Genomic DNA, 19,467 nt, shown 5'->3' with positions numbered 1-19,467 from the left:
TCCGAACAGGTCATAGGAAGGCAGAATCAACAGCACGACGAAAGGATTCGAATAGAGGAATGTTTTTCCTAGCTCTGTTTTTTATAGCAAACCAATGATGCTCAATTTTGTTGAAATCTGGAGAATACGGCGGCAGATACAAAATTTCTGCACCAACTCCTCTAGCAAGCTCGATAATCTTACCAGACTTATGAAAAGTAGCATTGTCAAGAATGACAGTCTGTCCAGGTTCCAAGATCGGTGTCAAAAATTTTTCAAACCATCCATTAAAAACATCCATATTACAGTGGCCTTCAAAGGTTAATGGAGCAACTATCTTTCTTCTACTTAAGGCTGCAACCATACTGATTCGTTGAGTTTTCTTTCCAGATTTTAGGCCATAAAACCGCTGTCCTTTCTGGCAATACCCATATGGATAGTCCTCTGTGTTATCAATGCCAGACTCATCTATATAAACTAAGTTTTCTGGTTCTTTTGTTGCTATAATTTTTAAGAATTCAGCACGTTTTTCTTCGTTTCTTTCCTTGTATCCATATGTCTTTTTTTGCGCGTAAATCCAATTTTTCTGAGAGCTCGGTGGATCGTTTGGATACTAACGTTGCCCCAAAGTTTAGCCATTTCCGACAGAGTCTTTCCTCCGTTTTCTCTGGCAAATTTAGCAAAGGCATCCCAGTCGGTAATTTTGTGATTGTAACCTCCATTTCCAAGTTTTTTTGATTGAAAGTCTCCTGTTTCTTTTCTTCTTTGCTGCCACTCCCATAAAGTAGTTCGTCCAATTTTAAATCTTGCTGCCACTGTTTCTCTGCTTCCTCACTCCTCTAGCGCTTCCATTGCTTTTTTCCTTAAGTCATAACTATATGCTGCTGGCACTCAACCTCCTTATCATCGTCTATCCTTATCTTATCACATCCGGACTTCTATGAAAAGAGCTATAAAGTTCTGGGTTGTTACTTGAGAAACGTAGCCACTGAATTATTTGCACTAAAAAAGGCCTTGCTAAAAAATGAGATAGATGTTTTTAGATTTACCAGACGTGCCAGAAAGTTGCGAAAACGTACAAGGTATTACTTGAAGCCGTTTACCTGAAGCAATTGGAGCTTCTCGAGTTGCAAAAAATATTTTGAAATCTGAAAGAATAATGTGGAATTTTTTAGATGACCCAGAAAACATTCCGCTGACAAACAACCATGCTGAACAGCAGATACGGCATTATGTCGTTTATCGCAAAAATTCATATTTTACCCAATCGAAGCGGGGAAATGCATTCCTTGAACGGATAATTTCGTTATACTTAACATGGAAACAAATGGGCTTTCCAAAACCTTCTATCTATTGTTTCTTAAACCACTCTCCTGAACGGATACAACCCAAGAAAGGTTTCCCTACGTCATACCGCCGCGGTATCTCAGCATAGATTCCGCTAACGAGTAGCGGAATGACGAATTTGTTGTTTTTCAAATTGTCGGTAAACCCAAGCCACTTTAGCTATATAGGGTCACAACAATAGATTTTTAAGATCGTTTATGGCCTTCTTAATATCTTCAGCCTTGAATATCGCCGATCCCGCAACTAAAATATCTGCACCTGCTTTTATTATATCAGCTGCGTTAAAAAAGTTAATTCCACCATCTACTGAAATTTGTGTTTTAAGGTTACGCTCTTGTATCATTTTTTTTATAGTAGATATCTTGTTCAACTGTGAATGAATGAATTCCTGCCCTCCAAAGCCAGGGTTGACTGTCATAATCAGCACAATATCTAGCTCATGTATTATGTATTCAAGCACACTTGGAGAAGTTGAAGGAACAATTGAAACTCCAACTTGAATCGGTTTTTTTTCGTCGTTTACATTTTTGTATGACTTTATCTTTCTTATTAACCTCTCAAGGTGTATCTCTGCTTCTGCATGTACAGTGATAATATCAGCACCAGCATTTATAAAGCTTTCAATGTGGTTACCAGGAGATTTGACCATTAAATGCACATCAAAAGGAAGATTGCTATATTTACGTATTGCAGAGACAACGCTAGGACCAATTGTAATATTTGGAACGAAATTCCCATCCATAATGTCTATGTGTATGTAATCCACACCTAAATCGCTAATTTTTCTTACTTCTTCCCCTAATTTTGCAAAATCTGCTGAAAGTATAGAAGGTGCAATTTTAATACTCATGAGCTGCCTTTTTTGCTAAAAAATAACTTATTTTTAAAGCTCTGTCACCCTAAGCACCATCTGAGTAGCTAGAGACCGATATCGGTATGCCTATTTAACTAGATCTTAAATTAGATAAAAAAAGGTAGTCTTGATAAAACTTATTTACAGCAAGTTCTTTTACATTTGGACTTTCTGTTTGTTCTTTTTTGTACCCTAATTTATAGCTTATTGAATCCTTATATGAACTGATCGTTTTGTATGCTTTGTTCATCTCTCTAGGAAAGATGCCATTAGCAATTACGACGCATAATCCTGTAGCTGTTGCAAAAGCTAGAGTGGTAAATGCTAGATTTTGTAAAAAATTCCTTCCGCTAACTTTTTTTTCCTGTATATTAGCAGAGTGCGATTTGTTTGACACTTCTTCTAGATATTCATGCCATATGTGATTGCAGTTCGTACACTTTACCTTTCTTCCAGATGCACCAATTTGCTCGGGGGATACTAAGTAAGTTTTAGTACAACTATTACATTGTATTTTCATAACACTTACATATAAAGTAGTAACAAGCTCAAATGATACAGAGCTACAAATTTAATATCAATATATATATAACAAATGGAAGGTTTGCAACTAAAAAAAACACAGAGTGAGATAGAAGATATTTGGAAAAATAGAGAAAAATTTAATGACTGTAATCTAAAGAAAACAGCAAGAATAGCAATTAAAGAGGTAATTGAGCTTCTTGATAGTGGCAAAATTAGAGTAGCAGAAAAGCTATCAAGTGGAGAATGGGTAATACATAAGTGGATAAAGCAGGCAATATTATTACATTTTCTTACTGAAGAAAATAAAATAATAGACAATACCAATTGCTGGTTTGACAAGATCGGTAACAAGTTTAGTGAATGGAATGAGGAGAAATTTCACCGGTTAAAAATTAGAGCAGTTCCTGGGTGTTTTGTTCGCCGATCTGCTTATATAGGTACAAATGTTGTTCTAATGCCAAGTTTTATCAACGTTGGTGCATATGTTGATTCAGGAACAATGATAGATACCTGGTCAACGATTGGTAGCTGTGCGCAAATAGGAAAAAATTGCCATATTTCCGGTGGAGTGGGAATAGGTGGAGTCCTTGAGCCTATTCAAGCTTCACCTGTCATTATAGAGGATAATTGCTTTATTGGAGCGCGTAGCGAGGTGGCCGAGGGTGTGGTAGTGAGAGAAGGATCAGTCCTTGGCATGGGTGTGTTTATTGGGGCGTCAACAAAAATTATTGATAGAGAAACTAGCAAGGTATTTTATGGCGAAGTGCCGCCTTATTCTGTAGTGATACCAGGGTCTATTCCATCTAAAAATAACATTTCAACCTATTGTGCAGTCATAGTAAAAAAAGTGGATGAAAAGACGAGATCGAAAACCTCTATAAATGAAATATTGAGGGATTAAACTATATATAGCATTTCTCATAATAGTCCGAACAGGTCATAGGAAGGCAGAATCAACAGCACGACGAAAGGATTCGAATAGAGGAATGTTTTTCCTAGCTCTGTTTTTTATAGCAAACCAATGATGCTCAATTTTGTTGAAATCTGGAGAATACGGCGGCAGATACAAAATTTCTGCACCAACTCCTCTAGCAAGCTCGATAATCTTACCAGACTTATGAAAAGTAGCATTGTCAAGAATGACAGTCTGTCCAGGTTCCAAGATCGGTGTCAAAAATTGCTCAAACCATCCATTAAGAACATCCATATTACAGTGGCCTTCAAAGGTTAATGGAGCAACTATCTTTCTTCTACTTAAGGCTGCAACCATACTGATTCGTTGAGTTTTCTTTCCAGATTTTAGGCCATAAAACCGCTGTCCTTTCTGGCAATACCCATATGGATAGTCCTCTGTGTTATCAATGCCAGACTCATCTATATAAACTAAGTTTTCTGGTTCTTTTGTTGCTATAATTTTTAAGAATTCAGCACGTTTTTCTTCGTTTCTTTCCTTGTATCCATATGTCTTTTTTTGCGCGTAAATCCAATTTTTCTGAGAGCTCGGTGGATCGTTTGGATACTAACGTTGCCCCAAAGTTTAGCCATTTCCGACAGAGTCTTTCCTCCGTTTTCTCTGGCAAATTTAGCAAAGGCATCCCAGTCGGTAATTTTGTGATTGTAACCTCCATTTCCAAGTTTTTTTGATTGAAAGTCTCCTGTTTCTTTTCTTCTCTGCTGCCACTCCCATAAAGTAGTTCGTCCAATTTTAAATCTTGCTGCCACTGTTTCTCTGCTTCCTCCCTCCTCTAGCGCTTCCATTGCTTTTTTCCTTAAGTCATAACTATATGCTGCTGGCACTCAACCTCCTTATCATCGTCTATCCTTATCTTATCACATCCGGACTTCTATGAAAAGAGCTATATCTGTAATATGACACAATATTACATAGTAAATGATGTCATTTCAGTACTTACTGTACGAACATTGTAATTTGTAGGCAATTTGTGTGGCAGGTGGTGTCATTCCAGTGCTTGACACTGGAATCCAGTTTTTCACGCAACCCCATCAAAAACGTAGTGTTTTAATATAAATGAGATTAGCTACTTTTATATTCACCAACCTAGCTGGATCCCAGTGTCAAGAACTGGGATGACAAGAGAGAAGGTATAGGAAAGACAGGAAGAAGATATTGGATGATAAGAGAGCAGTTTGCTATTTTTTGCTATCGCTTTTTTTATCATTATTACTAACCACAGTAATGGCATACGCGCATAGCTCTGAGAAAGAGACTCCATTTTCTTGAGATAATTTATATAATTTTTGTAGACTTTCTTTTACTTTATTAGGGATATTCCCTCCACGTTCTTTTACAAGCCAGGAATCTTGATGATGAATTGGATGAGCATCACTTTTTGGATTTCCTATATATATTGCAAAAGGTGAACTTTGCCCTTTGAAGTCACATTGTACAGTAAATTTTTTTATAGATTCAGCCATCTAAAAACCTCTACTTTTCTTTTTGGTCGATTTTATAGCAGGTGGAAGAGGTGGTTTCTTTATAAAATCTTGTCTATTGACAACACTTTCTTTACCTTCCAAAGCTCGGCGAACATCAGCTCTGCTTAATTGCGACTCTTTTGCTACCTTCATTCCATGCTTTGCCATAATATTAGCATATGCTAGTACTTTTTTTACCAATTCTAGATCACCATTTAGCATTTGAACTAGCACTTGAAACACTTCCGCTAAAGTTAGTCCATCAGCATTTATAACCTTGTTTTCTATAAAATTGACAGCTTCTTCAAATTTGTATTCAATACTATCATCTTGAGGTATAAGGGCAACATAATCGGTGTTTTTGTCGTCCATAACTGAAGCGCTATTACTCACAAACTTAAGTTTATACTATATATATAAATACTCTACTATTTTATATTATGGCACGCTATAGTTAAACATTTATTAATAACATGCTCACTTATATACACGAATTAATTGACAAAAGTCAAGGATCAATATCCATCAGTGATTTCATGAATGCCGTTTTGTACCATGAAAAATACGGCTATTATACAAGTAAATTACCGCTTGGTAAGGATGGTGATTTTACTACCGCACCTGAGATCAGCCAATTATTTGGTGAAGTAATTGCAGTTTGGATAATGCATACATGGGAAAAATTAGGAAAGCCATCAAAATTTTCTCTAGTTGAACTTGGGCCAGGCAAAGGAACACTCATTCACGATATAATAAGAGTCACTAAAAAATACAGCAGCTTTTTTAATTCAATGTTGATCCACTTAGTTGAAATAAGCCCTATTTTACGGAAGATACAAAAGGAAAAATTAAAAAGCTTAGATGTTAATTGGCACAAAAATATTGACAACCTACCAGAACAACCAACCATTTTTTTAGCAAATGAGTTCTTTGACGCTCTTCCGATAGATCAGTTTGTATATCATGATGAGGGGTGGTATGAAAATAGGGTGACAAAACAAGATGATGGCAGTCTCTTGGTGTCATGCCAGTGCGTAGTGCCCCTTCCTCGTCATCCCAGCGCCCCCTCTTTGTCATCCCAGTGCGTGACACTGGGATCCAGCAAAATTGATTGTAAACAAGCGCACTATACAACATTTTCGATCAAGAAACTGGACTCCAGTGTCAGTTACTTTCATGACACCATCTGCAAGTCGTGCAGTTGTATACCAAGCGCTAGAATGACAAATGGAAAACTTTTTAATGGTGCAGTGATGGAAATATGTTCAGTTGGGGTTGAAATATTAAAAAAACTTGAGAAGAAGATATATAATAATAAAGGAGCTGCTTTGATTATAGATTACGGTTATGTATACCCCGCATATAAGAGCACTTTGCAATCGATAAAACAACATAAGTATGCTAATTTTCTTGAGAATGTTGGTAATAGTGATATTACCGCACTTGTAAACTTTCAAGCATTAAAAGATTCATTAAAACACGTAGATTGCGAGATTTTAACTCAAAGAGAATTTTTATATCTTTTTGGCATAAAAGAAAGAACCCAGGCTTTAATGAAAAACGCGAGTGATGAACAAAAGAATAGGATCTTTAGTGAATTCTTAAGGTTGACTGAAAATATGGGCACTCTTTTTAAAGCAATGCTATTGATATAGCTAACCCAAGAAAGGTTTCCCTACGTCATACCGCCGCGATATCTCAGCATAGATTCCGCTAACGAGTAGCGGGATGACGAGATGCCACCGCGAACCGTCATACCGTGATTTATTCACGGTATCTCTTAGAGCCTGTACGTAATCTCAAAAAAGAGATAAAGTGAGAGGATAAAGTATATAAAGTAGGATATGCGAAGTTTATAACCAAGTGACATAAGTCGAGAAAAGTTTGAGATTATTGTAGCAGATCTGGAATCTTGCAGAAAGAAGATAAAACCAAGAACACTTGATTTATATGATGTATAGCATTTCTCATAATAGTCCGAACAGGTCATAGGAAGGCAGAATCAACAGCACGACGAAAGGATTCGAATAGAGGAATGTTTTTCCTAGCTCTGTTTTTTATAGCAAACCAATGATGCTCAATTTTGTTGAAATCTGGAGAATACGGCGGCAGATACAAAATTTCTGCACCAACTCCTCTAGCAAGCTCGATAATCTTACCAGACTTATGAAAAGTAGCATTGTCAAGAATGACAGTCTGTCCAGGTTCCAAGATCGGTGTCAAAAATTGCTCAAACCATCCATTAAAAACATCCATATTACAGTGGCCTTCAAAGGTTAATGGAGCAACTATCTTTCTTCTACTTAAGGCTGCAACCATACTGATTCGTTGAGTTTTCTTTCCAGATTTTAGGCCATAAAACCGCTGTCCTTTCTGGCAATACCCATATGGATAGTCCTCTGTGTTATCAATGCCAGACTCATCTATATAAACTAAGTTTTCTGGTTCTTTTGTTGCTATAATTTTTAAGAATTCAGCACGTTTTTCTTCGTTTCTTTCCTTGTATCCATATGTCTTTTTTTGCGCGTAAATCCAATTTTTCTGAGAGCCTGTTCATAATCTTTTCAGAAGTAAGGCAGTGAAAGCCAGAACGACCATTTGTAGGCTAGTATTGAGTTTTCGCTCACAATTTTTCCACAATCTTCTACATTTTTCTAACCAAGCAAAAGATCGCTCCACAACCCATCTTTTGGGCAATACAACAAAGGAATGTAATTCATTTCTTTTTATCACTTCAACGGTTGCACCAATAATCGTTTTTATTTGAGTTGCAAAATTCTCTCCAGTATAGCCTGCATCAACCAGTACATTTTTAACTCCCGAGAGGTTTTCTTTTGCATTTTCGACCATTCTCACAGCACTGCTACGGTCAGTTATAGCATTTCTTATAATAGTCCGAACAGGTCATAGGAAGGCAGAATCAACAGCACGACGAAAGGATTCGAATAGAGGAATGTTTTTCCTAGCTCTGTTTTTTATAGCAAACCAATGATGCTCAATTTTGTTGAAATCTGGAGAATACGGCGGCAGATACAAAATTTCTGCACCAACTCCTCTAGCAAGCTCGATAATCTTACCAGACTTATGAAAAGTAGCATTGTCAAGAATGACAGTCTGTCCAGGTTCCAAGATCGGTGTCAAAAATTGCTCAAACCATCCATTAAAAACATCCATATTACAGTGGCCTTCAAAGGTTAATGGAGCAACTATCTTTCTTCTACTTAAGGCTGCAACCATACTGATTCGTTGAGTTTTCTTTCCAGATTTTAGGCCATAAAACCGCTGTCCTTTCTGGCAATACCCATATGGATAGTCCTCTGTGTTATCAATGCCAGACTCATCTATATAAACTAAGTTTTCTGGTTCTTTTGTTGCTATAATTTTTAAGAATTCAGCACGTTTTTCTTCGTTTCTTTCCTTGTATCCATATGTCTTTTTTTGCGCGTAAATCCAATTTTTCTGAGAGCTCGGTGGATCGTTTGGATACTAACGTTGCCCCAAAGTTTAGCCATTTCCGACAGAGTCTTTCCTCCATTTTCTCTGGCAAATTTAGCAAAGGCATCCCAGTCGGTAATTTTGTGATTGTAACCTCCATTTCCAAGTTTTTTTGATTGAAAGTCTCCTGTTTCTTTTCTTCTTTGCTGCCACTCCCATAAAGTAGTTCGTCCAATTTTAAATCTTGCTGCCACTGTTTCTCTGCTTCCTCCCTCCTCTAGCGCTTCCATTGCTTTTTTCCTTAAGTCATAACTATATGCTGCTGGCACTCAACCTCCTTATCATCGTCTATCCTTATCTTATCACATCCGGACTTCTATGAAAAGAGCTATATCTCTGCTGTTGTTATATAAATTGCATGGGGCAAACCTTGCGTATCTACTGCAATATGGCGTTTTATTCCTGAAATCTTTTTGCCTGCATCATAGCCTTTTTCTTCAGCAGTATCTGCATTTTTTACACTCTGTGCATCAATTATGCAGAAGCTGGTTTTTTCTTTCCGACCATTGTTTTGTCGGACCACGCCAACTATTTTTTCTTAACACCAGCTCCAGAACACTTTCTTTATCTGCATCTGGTTTTTCACTCCACTTCTTAAAATAGTCGTAACAATTGCGCCATTTTGGAAACTCTTTTGGTAGCATTCTCCACTGACAACCGCTTTTCAGAACGTATAACACTCCACAAAATACATCATACAAATCAAGTTTCCTTGGTTTTGTTTTTTTTCTACAGGACTCTAGATCTGGTAACATAATCTCAAATCTTTCCCGACTTATATCACTTGGGTATAAACTCCTCATATATCCTAACTTATATATATTATCTCTTAGTTTATTCCTTTCTTGAGATCATGTACAGGTTCTAACACAAGAATGGGCACGCAAGGTTGCTTCTTATACGCTTGGTTTTGTAGGTATTTTCATGGGACTAGTGAGTGTAGTGACACCATTTTTAAATGAACGTATTAAAAACTTTTGGTTTAGTATGCCAAATTTTTATTATTTATTTTCTATTCCATTACTCACATCTTGGCTATTTTTCATGCTGTGGTTTGATCTTCAGAATACTAAACGGGAGTACCGTCCATTCTTTCTCAGTATTGCTATTTTTTTTATGGGATATTTAGGTTTAGGAATTAGTATCTACCCATGGATTATACCTTTTCAATATACCATTCTGGATGCAGCTGCTTCTGGGCCAAGTTTATCTTTAATGCTCATTGTTATAATACCGCTTTTACCAATCATTTTAACTTACACTGGTTATTGCTATTATGTCTTTCGTGGAAAATCAAATTATGAACACACATATTAAGGAGTTAGTGACCTTATGGTTAAAACGTTACCCTTAAATCAAGCAGTCGTTCTGGCAATGGCGTCAACTTAAGAGCCTTCATTAGCAAATCCTCCTATGGATTTTCTGACTTCTTGTCATATAAGTAGCTTGACGCTGACATTCAGTTTTCTTTATAATTTTCTTTGTGAAAGAACAAAAATGCTTATTTGTAACGATAGCTGGCTTACCAAATGCTGGGAAGTCTACATTAATTAACAGCATCATAGGCAAGAAGATTGCAATTGTTACCCCTAAAGTGCAAACAACAAGGACGCAAATAAGGGGTGTTGCAACATGCAACAACACACAAGTTGTCTTTACTGACTCCCCAGGAATTTTCTCAGCAGAAACAAAACTTGAAAAAGCTTTAGTCAAATCTGCATGGTCGGCAGTTAAGGATAGTGACATCACTTTGTTGCTTGTTGATGTAAGCAATTATTTGAAAAACATAGAAAGAATTAAGACTATATTTATGCGGCTGCAGCGCACAAAAGGCAGATGCATTTTGGTTATCAATAAAACTGATTTGGTAAAAAGGCCTGAATTAAAGATGGCGCATGAGCATCTGAATTTGCTTTATAAATTTGAAAAGGTTTTTATGATATCAGCATTAAAGAATGATGGACTTTCTGATTTGATGAATTACTTATCTGAAGTTGCATCGGTGAGCCCCTGGTTTTATGAAGAAGATCAAATAACCGATTCCTCAGTAGATTTTTTATCAGCAGAAATTACGAGAGAAAAATTATTCTTGAACTTGCATGAAGAATTGCCATACTCTACAGCTGTTATAACTGAACAATTTGAGGAAAAAAAAGATAAGAGTTTAGTCATCAAACAGATCATATTTGTGTTGAAAGATAGTCATAAAAAAATAGTGCTAGGGAAAGATGGCAGTAATATTAAAAAAATTAATATCGAAGCGCGTGCTGAACTAGAAAAATTATTTGAGTGCAAGGTACACCTCTTTTTATTTGTGAAAGTGCGACCTTGGATCGACCGTCCGGAGGAGTATATAGGCAATGCTTAATTCTTTATTGGTATTTGATATTGAAACTATACCAGATGTAAATTCCTGCAAGAATTTACTCGATATTAGTGATGATAGTAGTGTAGAAGAGAAGAGGGATGCATTAACAAAGTATCATCTTGAAATAACAAACGGGCAAAACTCTTTTTTGCGTCAGCCCTTCCACCAAATTGTAGTTATTAGTTTTTTACTTTGCAGTATAAGCTACCAGAGCGGTTATGAGGTATTCACACTGCAAGAAATAAGATCTGGAGGCACACTGAATTCCAGTGAAAAGGAGCTATTGAAAGGATTTTTTAACTACATATCAGAGAAAAAGCCAAGATTAGTTTCGTTCAACGGACGCACTTTTGATATACCAGTGCTGAAGTATCGTGCTATGGTCCATGGCATTCAAGCGGAATATTTTCATAAAGCTGGCGACAAGTGGAATAGTTACAATCAGAGATATAGCAGTGATTGGCATTGTGATTTGCTCGAATCCCTCTCTGATTTTGGAGCTTCTGCGAGAGTAAAAATGAACGAAGTTTGTGCAGCATTTAATCTTCCTGGTAAGATTGGAGTTGATGGGTCACAAGTTATGGGCTTATACGATAGCGGCAAGATACAAGAGATTCGAGATTATTGTGAAACAGATGTAATTAACACTTATTTGATTTACTTAAGGTTCATGCATCATCAGGGAAGGATTACTACTGAAAGCTACAACAAAAGTGTGGAAGAGCTGCTTTTAGAGTGCGAAAAAAAAGAATACCTAAAGAAATTTAAAGAAGAATGGGAAATAACTTGTGGTGGAAAAATTTTACTTCCATAGAATAAATAGTAGGGTTATAATGCACTAACAAGCGAACCTCTGTACTAAATTTTGGTTAATATGCACGTTGAGCGTATTAAGAAAGTTGCTTTTAAGGTATTGCATTTTACTTTTATTTTCGTTATAAGGTTGCTTTAAGTTGAATTTTCAACATTTTTATACTATTTACATTTAAGATATGATTTCGAAATTTTTTGGGGGCATTTCATGAAAAAATCTATTTATACTAGAACTGCTCTAGCTTCTTTATTAACTTTATATTCTTTCAGCAGTTTTGCAGCTGACTTTCCTGATGAGAGTATGAAGGAAATAAAAAAGCAAGAGAGCACAAAAACTTCTGGAAAAACAGAAGTTATGAAAATATCAAATAAAAAACTGAAAGAAAAGATGGACAGAATATGTAATGCTGATCCAAGAAAAAAAGCTGAAGAGCTTAAGAAAAAGGAGGAGATGAGATTAGCAGCCGAGCAGAAGAAAAAAGAGGAGATCAGGCTAGCAAATGAGAAAAAAGCAAAGCTTATAGAGGATTCAAAAGCGAAAGCTCTAAGCGCTAAGAATTCTAATATAGAAAAAGGTAAAGTTTCAAAAACTAAGCGTTCTAAAACTAAGAATGCTAAAGTTGAAGCTAAAGATGTAAAGAAGGATGTAAAAGTTGTTAACAAAAATACAGAGGAAAAAGGTAAGGCAAGTCCTGTTGTTTCAGTTGGTGGAGTTGATATTATCGATGCCAATCAAGGGCAAAGTAATTTAAGAATAACTTTTGGTGGTGTTGTTGATGCTCAAGGTTATGGTAAAGTTGGACCAAGTGGTAAAGAGTATGAACGTTATAACGTTATGCCAAACAGATCTACAGAGTATTATAATGCCACTCCAGATATAACAAGAGGAGCAAATCCAATATTCTATGAAGGAATAGGAAATATTGGTGATTACAGCAACGATATGGGTATGATTGCTGACGCGATATTGCACCTCAGAGCAGAAAATAAGAATGAAGATTTAGGTCTTCTCTATGGTGCTGACGTGCAGTTTCATGTTCCAGTGACCGAAGGTAAGGGAGCTTCACAAGGTGTTTATGCTGCAAAAGGCAGAAGTGCGCATGTGTTTATTAACTCAAAATATGGTGACGTGAAGCTTGGTTACCAATTTGGTCCTGAGGCTCTGATGAGACTTGATGCAACAAGAATTGCAACTGTTGATGGAGCTGCAGATAGTGACTGGTTCAGAAAAGTGAACTTAGAAGGAAGCGCTGCTAGCTTTCCATTTTATGTAACACCACGTCTTTACACTGAAAGTTTTTCGAGTGAAAGTGAAAAATTCTCTTTCCGCATGGCAGGGAAATATAACAAAGGCGTTATGACTACACTGCCGTTTAGAGTTGCTTACTACTCACCAAATTATATGGGCGCAAGGTTTGGTGTTAGCTACTCACCTCGCTATGATAGTAGCTTGTTTACTGTAAAAGAAACAGTTCCTTTTGAGGAGGATAAAAATGGTACTAAGGTGATAAAGCATAAAGGAGAGATAAAGCATGTTGGTCCAGACTATGAGCACATAGTAAGTGCTGGTGCATCATATGAATATGACTTTGATAAACATAACATAAAAGTTAAAACTTCTGCAGTTGGTGAATATGGCTTTCCAAAGCAACCAAGTAAAGATAAGCATCTTTATAAGGAATTTGTGGAGTATAATGACCTGATGGGTGTTAATTTGGGTGTAAGCGCTGGTTATAAGATTAATGAAGACCAAGGCGTAAAATTTGCTGCTTCTTTTGCATACTTGGGCAAATCTGGTCAACCAAAAGGTATTAAAGAATTGAGAAAAGGTACTGGTACTGAGGCTGACAAGTATGAATTGCTTCCTGATACTGACAAAAGAATGGAAGGGCTGAAAGCTCAATTTGGTAAAGATAGTATAGATACCATGTATTGGACCGTAGGAGCTGGGTATCAACATGAGAATATCTACACAAGTTTGACGTACTTTGGTAGCAGAATGAATGATGGAGATATGCTTCACGATGGCGCACTTGGCGTTCAATATGATCTATCTCCTGCATGCAGTAAGAGCAAATTTGTTCCTTACGCAGCTCTCCATTATTTTATGACTAACGAGAAACAAAATGCAAATCATAAGATTACAAAAGCAGGTAGTACCACAGAAGAGGCACCTTCTAACCAAGGAATTCTCCTTCTTACTGGTGTGAAGTTTTCTTTCTAGCCAGCCAGTACACACCACAGTTAACTGTGGTGTGTATTTCCAGATGAAAATTTTATATTGAAAAAATTTTCAATATATGGTACAATAGCTTAAAGTAGAAGTAACAATATCATCGATATAACAGTAAATCTTGATGGAGAATTTGAGGAAATAGTACAGTCCCATTCCATGTTACAAAATCGTTCCGTACCACAACAAATCGAGCATTGGGCTAAAATTGGTCAAGTTGTTGAAGATAATCCTGAGCTAAGCTATAACATCATTAAAGAAATCCTTTCAGGCATCGAGGATGCAAAATCAGGTGATGTTGAGGAGTATAAGCCTTTGTAGCCATATTCTATAAGTGCTCCTTTTCTATCGTCTCAGTGCCAATTTTTGTCATTCCAGTATTTCTCTCCTTGTTATCCCAGCACCCCTCTCCTGTCATTCCAGTGCTTGACACTGGAATCCAGCTTTTGATCGAAAATGTTGTATAATGCACAATCAATTTTCCTGGATCCAAGTAGTCAAGGCACTGCCTTTGTCTTTGAGGCAAAAAGGGCTATAACACTTAACATACTGCCTTTACAAACAAATGTTTGTAAAGCTGTATGTCAAGCACTGGAATGACACCCTATGGTCACCGGAATGACGCTTTATGGCTACTTAGATGATGAGAAAAGAACACACTGCCCTTATTCTACTGGCCGTATAGCTACTTTCAAATTTAATCATTTAAGCAGGAGGTCCCTATGCAAACCACACTAAAAAATCATTTATAGCATTTCTCATAATAGTCCGAACAGGTCATAGGAAGGCAGAATCAACAGCACGACGAAAGGATTCGAATAGAGGAATGTTTTTCCTAGCTCTGTTTTTTATAGCAAACCAATGATGCTCAATTTTGTTGAAATCTGGAGAATACGGCGGCAGATACAAAATTTCTGCACCAACTCCTCTAGCAAGCTCGATAATCTTACCAGACTTATGAAAAGTAGCATTGTCAAGAATGACAGTCTGTCCAGGTTCCAAGATCGGTGTCAAAAATTGCTCAAACCATCCATTAAAAACATCCATATTACAGTGGCCTTCAAAGGTTAATGGAGCAACTATCTTTCTTCTACTTAAGGCTGCAACCATACTGATTCGTTGAGTTTTCTTTCCAGATTTTAGGCCATAAAACCGATGTCCTTTCTGGCAATACCCATATGGATAGTCCTCTGTGTTATCAATGCCAGACTCATCTATATAAACTAAGTTTTCTGGTTCTTTTGTTGCTATAATTTTTAAGAATTCAGCACGTTTTTCTTCGTTTCTTTCCTTGTATCCATATGTCTTTTTTTGCGCGTAAATCCAATTTTTCTGAGAACCTGTACATGATCTCAAGAAAGGAATAAACTAAGAGATATAGCATTTCTCATAATAGTCCGAACAGGTCATAGGAAGGCAGAATCAACAGCACGACGAAAGGATTCGAATAGAGGAATGTTTTTCCTAGCTCTGTTTTTTATAGCAAACCAATGATGCTCAATTTTGTTGAAATCTGGAGAATACGGCGGCAGATACAAAATTTCTGCACCAACTCCTCTAGCAAGCTCGATAATCTTACCAGACTTATGAAAAGTAGCATTGTCAAGAATGACAGTCTGTCCAGGTTCCAAGATCGGTGTCAAAAATTGCTCAAACCATCCATTAAAAACATCCATATTACAGTGGCCTTCAAAGGTTAATGGAGCAACTATCTTTCTTCTACTTAAGGCTGCAACCATACTGATTCGTTGAGTTTTCTTTCCAGATTTTAGGCCATAAAACCGCTGTCCTTTCTGGCAATACCCATATGGATAGTCCTCTGTGTTATCAATGCCAGACTCATCTATATAAACTAAGTTTTCTGGTTCTTTTGTTGCTATAATTTTTAAGAACCTGTACATGATCTCAAGAAAGGAATAAACTAAGAGATAATATATATAAGTTAGGATATATGAGGAGTTTATACCCAAGTGATATAAGTCGGGAAAGATTTGAGATTATGTTACCAGATCTAGAGTCCTGTAGAAAAAAAACAAAACCAAGAAAACTTGATTTGTATGATGTATTTTGTGGAGTGTTATACGTTCTGAAAAGCGGTTGTCAGTGGAGAATGCTACCAAAAGAGTTTCCAAAATGGCGCAATTGTTACGACTATTTTAAGAAGTGGAGTGAAAAACCAGATGCAGATAAAGAAAGTGTTCTGGAGCTGGTGTTAAAAAAAAATAGTTGGCGTGGTCCGACAAAACAATGGTCGGAAAGAAAAAACCAGCTTCTGCATAATTGATGCACAGAGTGTAAAAAATGCAGATACTGCTGAAGAAAAAGGCTATGATGCAGGCAAAAAGATTTCAGGAATAAAACGCCATATTGCAGTAGATACGCAAGGTTTGCCCCATGCAATTTATATAACAACAGCAGAGATAACTGACCGTAGCAGTGCTGTGAGAATGGTCGAAAATGCAAAAGAAAACCTCTCGGGAGTTAAAAATGTACTGGTTGATGCAGGCTATACTGGAGAGAATTTTGCAACTCAAATAAAAACGATTATTGGTGCAACCGTTGAAGTGATAAAAAGAAATGAATTACATTCCTTTGTTGTATTGCCCAAAAGATGGGTTGTGGAGCGATCTTTTGCTTGGTTAGAAAAATGTAGAAGATTGTGGAAAAATTGTGAGCGAAAACTCAATACTAGCCTACAAATGGTCGTTCTGGCTTTCACTGCCTTACTTCTGAAAAGATTATGAACAGGCTCTAAGAAATGCTTTTAAGCTATTAATTTTAGTTAATACTAAAAATAACTCTCTAATCCGCCTTTTTAGCTCAATAAATGCCTTTGTTAAACTGAGTTCTGTATTCTTTTTTAGTTTTGTACAACTGACCATTCCATGAAATATGAGAATTGCACATAATTTAGCATATAATTCACACAATACTCTGTATGGCTTCCCTTTTAGTTCATCAAGTCTTATGTAGCTCTTGTATAGTTTAAATAACAACTCAATTTGCCACCTTACTCTGTAGATTGTTAATACTTGCTCAGCACTAATTTTATCCTCTGGAATATTAGTTATGAATATTGACCAGTTCAACAATTTTTGATTCCTTTTGGAAGATGTATATCCATGTGATTTTGCCAATTTATTAGCTTTTCTTCTTCTGGCTAGAGACTGCTCTTCAGTTAGTTTATGACATATCATTCTTACTCTAATCTTTGCTTCTTTTCCCAATAATACCTCAGTTTCTAAAAATAGCTTGTCTCCTAAACATTCCAATAATTCCATTTTTTGATTTGTTTCTATAGCATATATATTGGTATCAGATTTATAACGACTAATAAAATAAGCTCCCGTTTCATTGATCTGTTTAAAAGAACTTGGGACAAAATAACCAAGGTCAGATATTAGCAAATCGTTACTTGATATATCGATCAAATGCTCTCTATAACCTTGGTCTGACCTTACTCCCTCCGTTATGTTAAGTTGATCCAATGTCTGATTTAAGTAATCAAAAACTAATTGTAACTTTATCCCAGACTTAGTGTTACTCTCATAACCTTTGTAACTAGTACCATACCCTTTATACAGATTTTTCATACTGTTAGGCAGGCTAATATAGCTACTATCCAATAACTTGACGCCTTTAAATTGCTGCAAGATTCTACAATCAATTTGCAGGATATTTTTAAATAAAGCCATAGATTCATTGTACATTCTCTTCATAAATTCTACTGCTTCTTTATTAAACCTGAAATCTAAACCCTGTTTCGTCATTACCACAGATTCTTCGTTTAATAATTGGCGCATTGCATCTATGCTGCAGTTTTCAATTCCTATATTACCCCAAATTATAGCTTTTATGAATGATGAACCGCTCAGCTTTCTCTTCCTTTTTACAAATCCTGTTTCAATTGATACCTCATTTGCCATTTCATTGAAAAATTTGTTGAGGTTGTTTGATAGGCAAGTTATTTTATTCATCGTTAGCTCTCTCACTAAAAGTATATCTGAAAGAACTTATATCTTATTATTCTATCTCCTTCATATCTTTTTCCTTAACTTGACGCGTATGGTTTCAGATACTGGCTCCAGGGCAAACAAATATAATGCTTGCATGGCTCTATCTTTTATCGTGGGTATTCCAAGAGGCCTTCTTTTGCCATTAGATTTACTGATGTAAATTCGTTTTAGCGGAGAAGGTTTATATCCTCTTTGTTTTAACTGCTTTATTCCTTGAAATTTAGCATTGCAAGTTGACCATAGTTGACGATCTACACCTGCTGTGTTTTTTCCTTGGTTTTCAGTTACTCTTTTAACAGCTAAAGTTTTGCCGCTAAAGGAGCGTGTGAGAAGATGTTGTAGAGCTTTCACCTTACCCCATCTTCCTTGTTGGACAGCCTTAACAATACGTCTTTGTAGCCTCACAATAACTTTCTGGCATTTCTTCCATGGCAACTGCTTCCATGCTTCAAAGCTTTCGGTAGATGCACTTACAGGTTTACTTGTAATCATCTGCTTTCCTACCTTAAGTGGTTAACAAAGTTTCTTGTCACGAGGGACCAAATGGAAGTCTGCTCGTTTTCACGCGAATTAATGTTACAAATTCTATCCATTTCGTTACAAAATGGCATTCGCTTTCTCCATTATCCTTTACCTGCACTTCCATCAGCATTCCTTGCGGTTTGCTTGCCATGTAGGCGAAAATACAGGCTTACCCTGTTCCTTTTGTCATACAATAGTGGGTTAGGTGGCTTCTCTATACCGGTGGAATTATTATTTGCGTACATCCAGAAATGAAAAATGTAACTCATCCACATTACCTTTTGGTCGGAGCTTATCAGCATCTTTAGCTCTTTCATCATTACGATACTTATGAAGCTTCACTTACGTTCACCATACCACTAAGCCTAGCCCTCCAACCACATGATGCTTGTAGTTTATGCTTTCTCTCACGATTGAGCATCTTCTTTATCAAGAGGAGGTTCATTGTCCGCATCGCTTGGCACCAACTAGTTGCCCGATTCGCACTGATGCGTAGACTCAGATGGCAAAACATCTGGTTCAATAAGTTTTAGAATCCTTTCAGTTTCTTTCTGAATGAATTCCTCTCCTTTTAAACAATATGACCGAAGACTTTCAGGTCGCACCATTTCGACTATTACTTGCACCCCATTTTCATCCCTGCAGAGTACATCAACGATACTTTGTTTTTTAGAGGCAATTTCAGCATCTTGAATAGTGCTGAGGAATTCTATTTCTTTTATTTCATCTTTGCCAGTGAACCCCAAAATATCATTGAGAAAGTGAATGAGGATGTCTTTATTTTTTTCAGTACCAAAAATACGCCGGAACGCAACATCATTCTTGGGATCAAGAAACTTAGAAAGAGCCATAAAAAAATTTTTAAATGTATCTTTATATT

The 19,467-nt window shown here is 36.6% G+C and carries 14 protein-coding genes and 11 pseudogenes; 10 read left to right on the top strand and 15 right to left on the bottom strand.

Annotation, left to right across the window (positions count from 1 at the left end):
- Positions 1-10: 10 nt before the first annotated feature.
- Positions 11-870 (bottom strand): annotated as a pseudogene (locus ABWU71_RS06390) (IS630 family transposase).
- Here ABWU71_RS06390 and ABWU71_RS06385 point away from each other — a divergent pair.
- Positions 862-1,343, top strand: a pseudogene (locus ABWU71_RS06385) (IS66 family transposase); the annotation flags it as partial. The pseudogenes ABWU71_RS06390 and ABWU71_RS06385 overlap by 9 nt on opposite strands.
- A 152-nt stretch (positions 1,344-1,495) precedes the next feature.
- Here the strand turns inward: ABWU71_RS06385 and rpe are convergent.
- Both rpe and ABWU71_RS06375 read right to left on the bottom strand, forming a co-directional pair.
- A complete protein-coding gene (gene rpe / locus ABWU71_RS06380; protein ID WP_353284310.1) occupies positions 1,496-2,176 on the bottom strand; it encodes a ribulose-phosphate 3-epimerase in 681 nt (226 codons plus the stop codon).
- Positions 2,177-2,270: 94 nt separating this feature from the next.
- The gene (locus ABWU71_RS06375) at positions 2,271-2,699 is read right to left on the bottom strand and encodes a zinc-ribbon domain-containing protein (protein WP_353284309.1); all 429 of its coding nucleotides are present in this window, start codon (positions 2,697-2,699) and stop codon (positions 2,271-2,273) included.
- A 75-nt stretch (positions 2,700-2,774) separates the two neighbouring features.
- Between ABWU71_RS06375 and dapD the strand changes: the two genes are divergently transcribed.
- The gene (dapD, locus tag ABWU71_RS06370; protein ID WP_353284308.1) at positions 2,775-3,605 is read left to right on the top strand and encodes a 2,3,4,5-tetrahydropyridine-2,6-dicarboxylate N-succinyltransferase; all 831 of its coding nucleotides are present in this window, start codon (positions 2,775-2,777) and stop codon (positions 3,603-3,605) included.
- 36 nt (positions 3,606-3,641) lie between these two features.
- Here dapD and ABWU71_RS06365 read toward each other — a convergent pair.
- From ABWU71_RS06365 to ABWU71_RS06355, 3 genes are all read right to left on the bottom strand, one after another.
- Positions 3,642-4,501 (bottom strand): IS630 family transposase gene (locus ABWU71_RS06365; protein WP_353284288.1). Its coding sequence is split into 2 segments (ribosomal slippage): positions 3,642-4,177 and positions 4,177-4,501, totalling 861 coding nucleotides; the frame shifts between segments, so codons are not numbered across the junction.
- 354 nt (positions 4,502-4,855) lie between these two features.
- Positions 4,856-5,140 carry a DUF2610 domain-containing protein gene (locus ABWU71_RS06360; protein WP_064125056.1) on the bottom strand — a complete coding sequence of 95 codons (285 nt, stop codon included), beginning with the start codon at positions 5,138-5,140 and terminating at the stop codon, positions 4,856-4,858.
- A complete protein-coding gene (locus tag ABWU71_RS06355) occupies positions 5,141-5,512 on the bottom strand; it encodes a hypothetical protein (RefSeq protein ID WP_410530460.1) in 372 nt (123 codons plus the stop codon).
- A gap of 101 nt (positions 5,513-5,613) precedes the next feature.
- On the opposite strand from ABWU71_RS06355, the gene ABWU71_RS06350 reads away from it, so the two are divergent.
- Both ABWU71_RS06350 and ABWU71_RS06345 read left to right on the top strand, forming a co-directional pair.
- A complete protein-coding gene (locus tag ABWU71_RS06350) occupies positions 5,614-6,795 on the top strand; it encodes a class I SAM-dependent methyltransferase (protein ID WP_353284306.1) in 1,182 nt (393 codons plus the stop codon).
- Positions 6,796-7,008: 213 nt separating this feature from the next.
- Positions 7,009-7,098, top strand: a pseudogene (locus ABWU71_RS06345) (IS5/IS1182 family transposase); the annotation flags it as partial.
- A 28-nt stretch (positions 7,099-7,126) separates the two neighbouring features.
- On the opposite strand, the pseudogene ABWU71_RS06340 reads toward ABWU71_RS06345, so the two are convergent.
- The 4 genes and pseudogenes from ABWU71_RS06340 to ABWU71_RS06325 form a co-directional block, all read right to left on the bottom strand.
- Positions 7,127-7,692: pseudogene (locus ABWU71_RS06340) on the bottom strand (IS630 family transposase); the annotation flags it as partial.
- A gap of 1 nt (position 7,693) precedes the next feature.
- Positions 7,694-8,017, bottom strand: a pseudogene (locus ABWU71_RS06335) (transposase); the annotation flags it as partial.
- Positions 8,018-8,044: 27 nt separating this feature from the next.
- A protein-coding gene (locus ABWU71_RS06330) for an IS630 family transposase (RefSeq protein WP_353284076.1) occupies positions 8,045-8,904 on the bottom strand; the annotation gives its coding sequence in 2 pieces (ribosomal slippage) (positions 8,045-8,580 and positions 8,580-8,904; 861 coding nt in all).
- 62 nt (positions 8,905-8,966) lie between these two features.
- Positions 8,967-9,438: pseudogene (locus ABWU71_RS06325) on the bottom strand (IS5 family transposase); the annotation flags it as partial.
- 121 nt (positions 9,439-9,559) lie between these two features.
- Between ABWU71_RS06325 and ABWU71_RS06320 the strand changes: the two are divergent.
- From ABWU71_RS06320 to ABWU71_RS06300, 5 genes are all read left to right on the top strand, one after another.
- Positions 9,560-9,952, top strand: coding sequence for a cytochrome d ubiquinol oxidase subunit II (locus ABWU71_RS06320; RefSeq protein ID WP_274979479.1), 393 nt, complete (start codon positions 9,560-9,562; stop codon positions 9,950-9,952).
- A 166-nt stretch (positions 9,953-10,118) separates the two neighbouring features.
- Positions 10,119-11,003, top strand: coding sequence for a GTPase Era (gene era / locus ABWU71_RS06315; protein ID WP_353284305.1), 885 nt, complete (start codon positions 10,119-10,121; stop codon positions 11,001-11,003).
- Complete coding sequence (locus tag ABWU71_RS06310; RefSeq protein WP_353284304.1) at positions 10,996-11,817, top strand: 3'-5' exonuclease; 822 nt, start codon at positions 10,996-10,998, stop codon at positions 11,815-11,817. Before era ends, ABWU71_RS06310 begins: the two co-directional genes overlap by 8 nt.
- 207 nt (positions 11,818-12,024) lie before the next feature.
- Positions 12,025-14,040, top strand: coding sequence for a porin (locus ABWU71_RS06305; RefSeq protein ID WP_353284303.1), 2,016 nt, complete (start codon positions 12,025-12,027; stop codon positions 14,038-14,040).
- A 168-nt stretch (positions 14,041-14,208) separates the two neighbouring features.
- A complete protein-coding gene (locus ABWU71_RS06300) occupies positions 14,209-14,370 on the top strand; it encodes a TA system antitoxin ParD family protein (RefSeq protein WP_353284302.1) in 162 nt (53 codons plus the stop codon).
- A gap of 456 nt (positions 14,371-14,826) precedes the next feature.
- Here ABWU71_RS06300 and ABWU71_RS06290 read toward each other — a convergent pair.
- Positions 14,827-15,392, bottom strand: a pseudogene (locus ABWU71_RS06290) (IS630 family transposase); the annotation flags it as partial.
- 63 nt (positions 15,393-15,455) lie between these two features.
- A pseudogene (locus tag ABWU71_RS06285) lies at positions 15,456-15,941 on the bottom strand (IS630 family transposase); the annotation flags it as partial.
- Positions 15,942-16,000: 59 nt separating this feature from the next.
- On the opposite strand from ABWU71_RS06285, the gene ABWU71_RS06280 reads away from it, so the two are divergent.
- Positions 16,001-16,793 (top strand): IS5 family transposase gene (locus ABWU71_RS06280; protein ID WP_265023453.1). Its coding sequence is split into 2 segments (ribosomal slippage): positions 16,001-16,264 and positions 16,266-16,793, totalling 792 coding nucleotides; the frame shifts between segments, so codons are not numbered across the junction.
- A gap of 6 nt (positions 16,794-16,799) precedes the next feature.
- Here the strand turns inward: ABWU71_RS06280 and ABWU71_RS06275 are convergent.
- The 3 pseudogenes from ABWU71_RS06275 to ABWU71_RS06265 all read right to left on the bottom strand — a co-directional run.
- Positions 16,800-18,026 (bottom strand): annotated as a pseudogene (locus ABWU71_RS06275) (IS4 family transposase); the annotation flags it as partial.
- A 90-nt stretch (positions 18,027-18,116) separates the two neighbouring features.
- A pseudogene (locus ABWU71_RS06270) lies at positions 18,117-18,557 on the bottom strand (reverse transcriptase N-terminal domain-containing protein); the annotation flags it as partial.
- 635 nt (positions 18,558-19,192) lie between these two features.
- Positions 19,193-19,438: pseudogene (locus tag ABWU71_RS06265) on the bottom strand (PD-(D/E)XK nuclease family transposase); the annotation flags it as partial.
- Positions 19,439-19,467 lie beyond the last annotated feature (29 nt).

Source organism: Wolbachia endosymbiont (group A) of Lasioglossum fulvicorne (assembly GCF_964028605.1).
Classification (GTDB): domain Bacteria; phylum Pseudomonadota; class Alphaproteobacteria; order Rickettsiales; family Anaplasmataceae; genus Wolbachia.
This window is presented reverse-complemented; position numbering and strand designations above follow the sequence as displayed.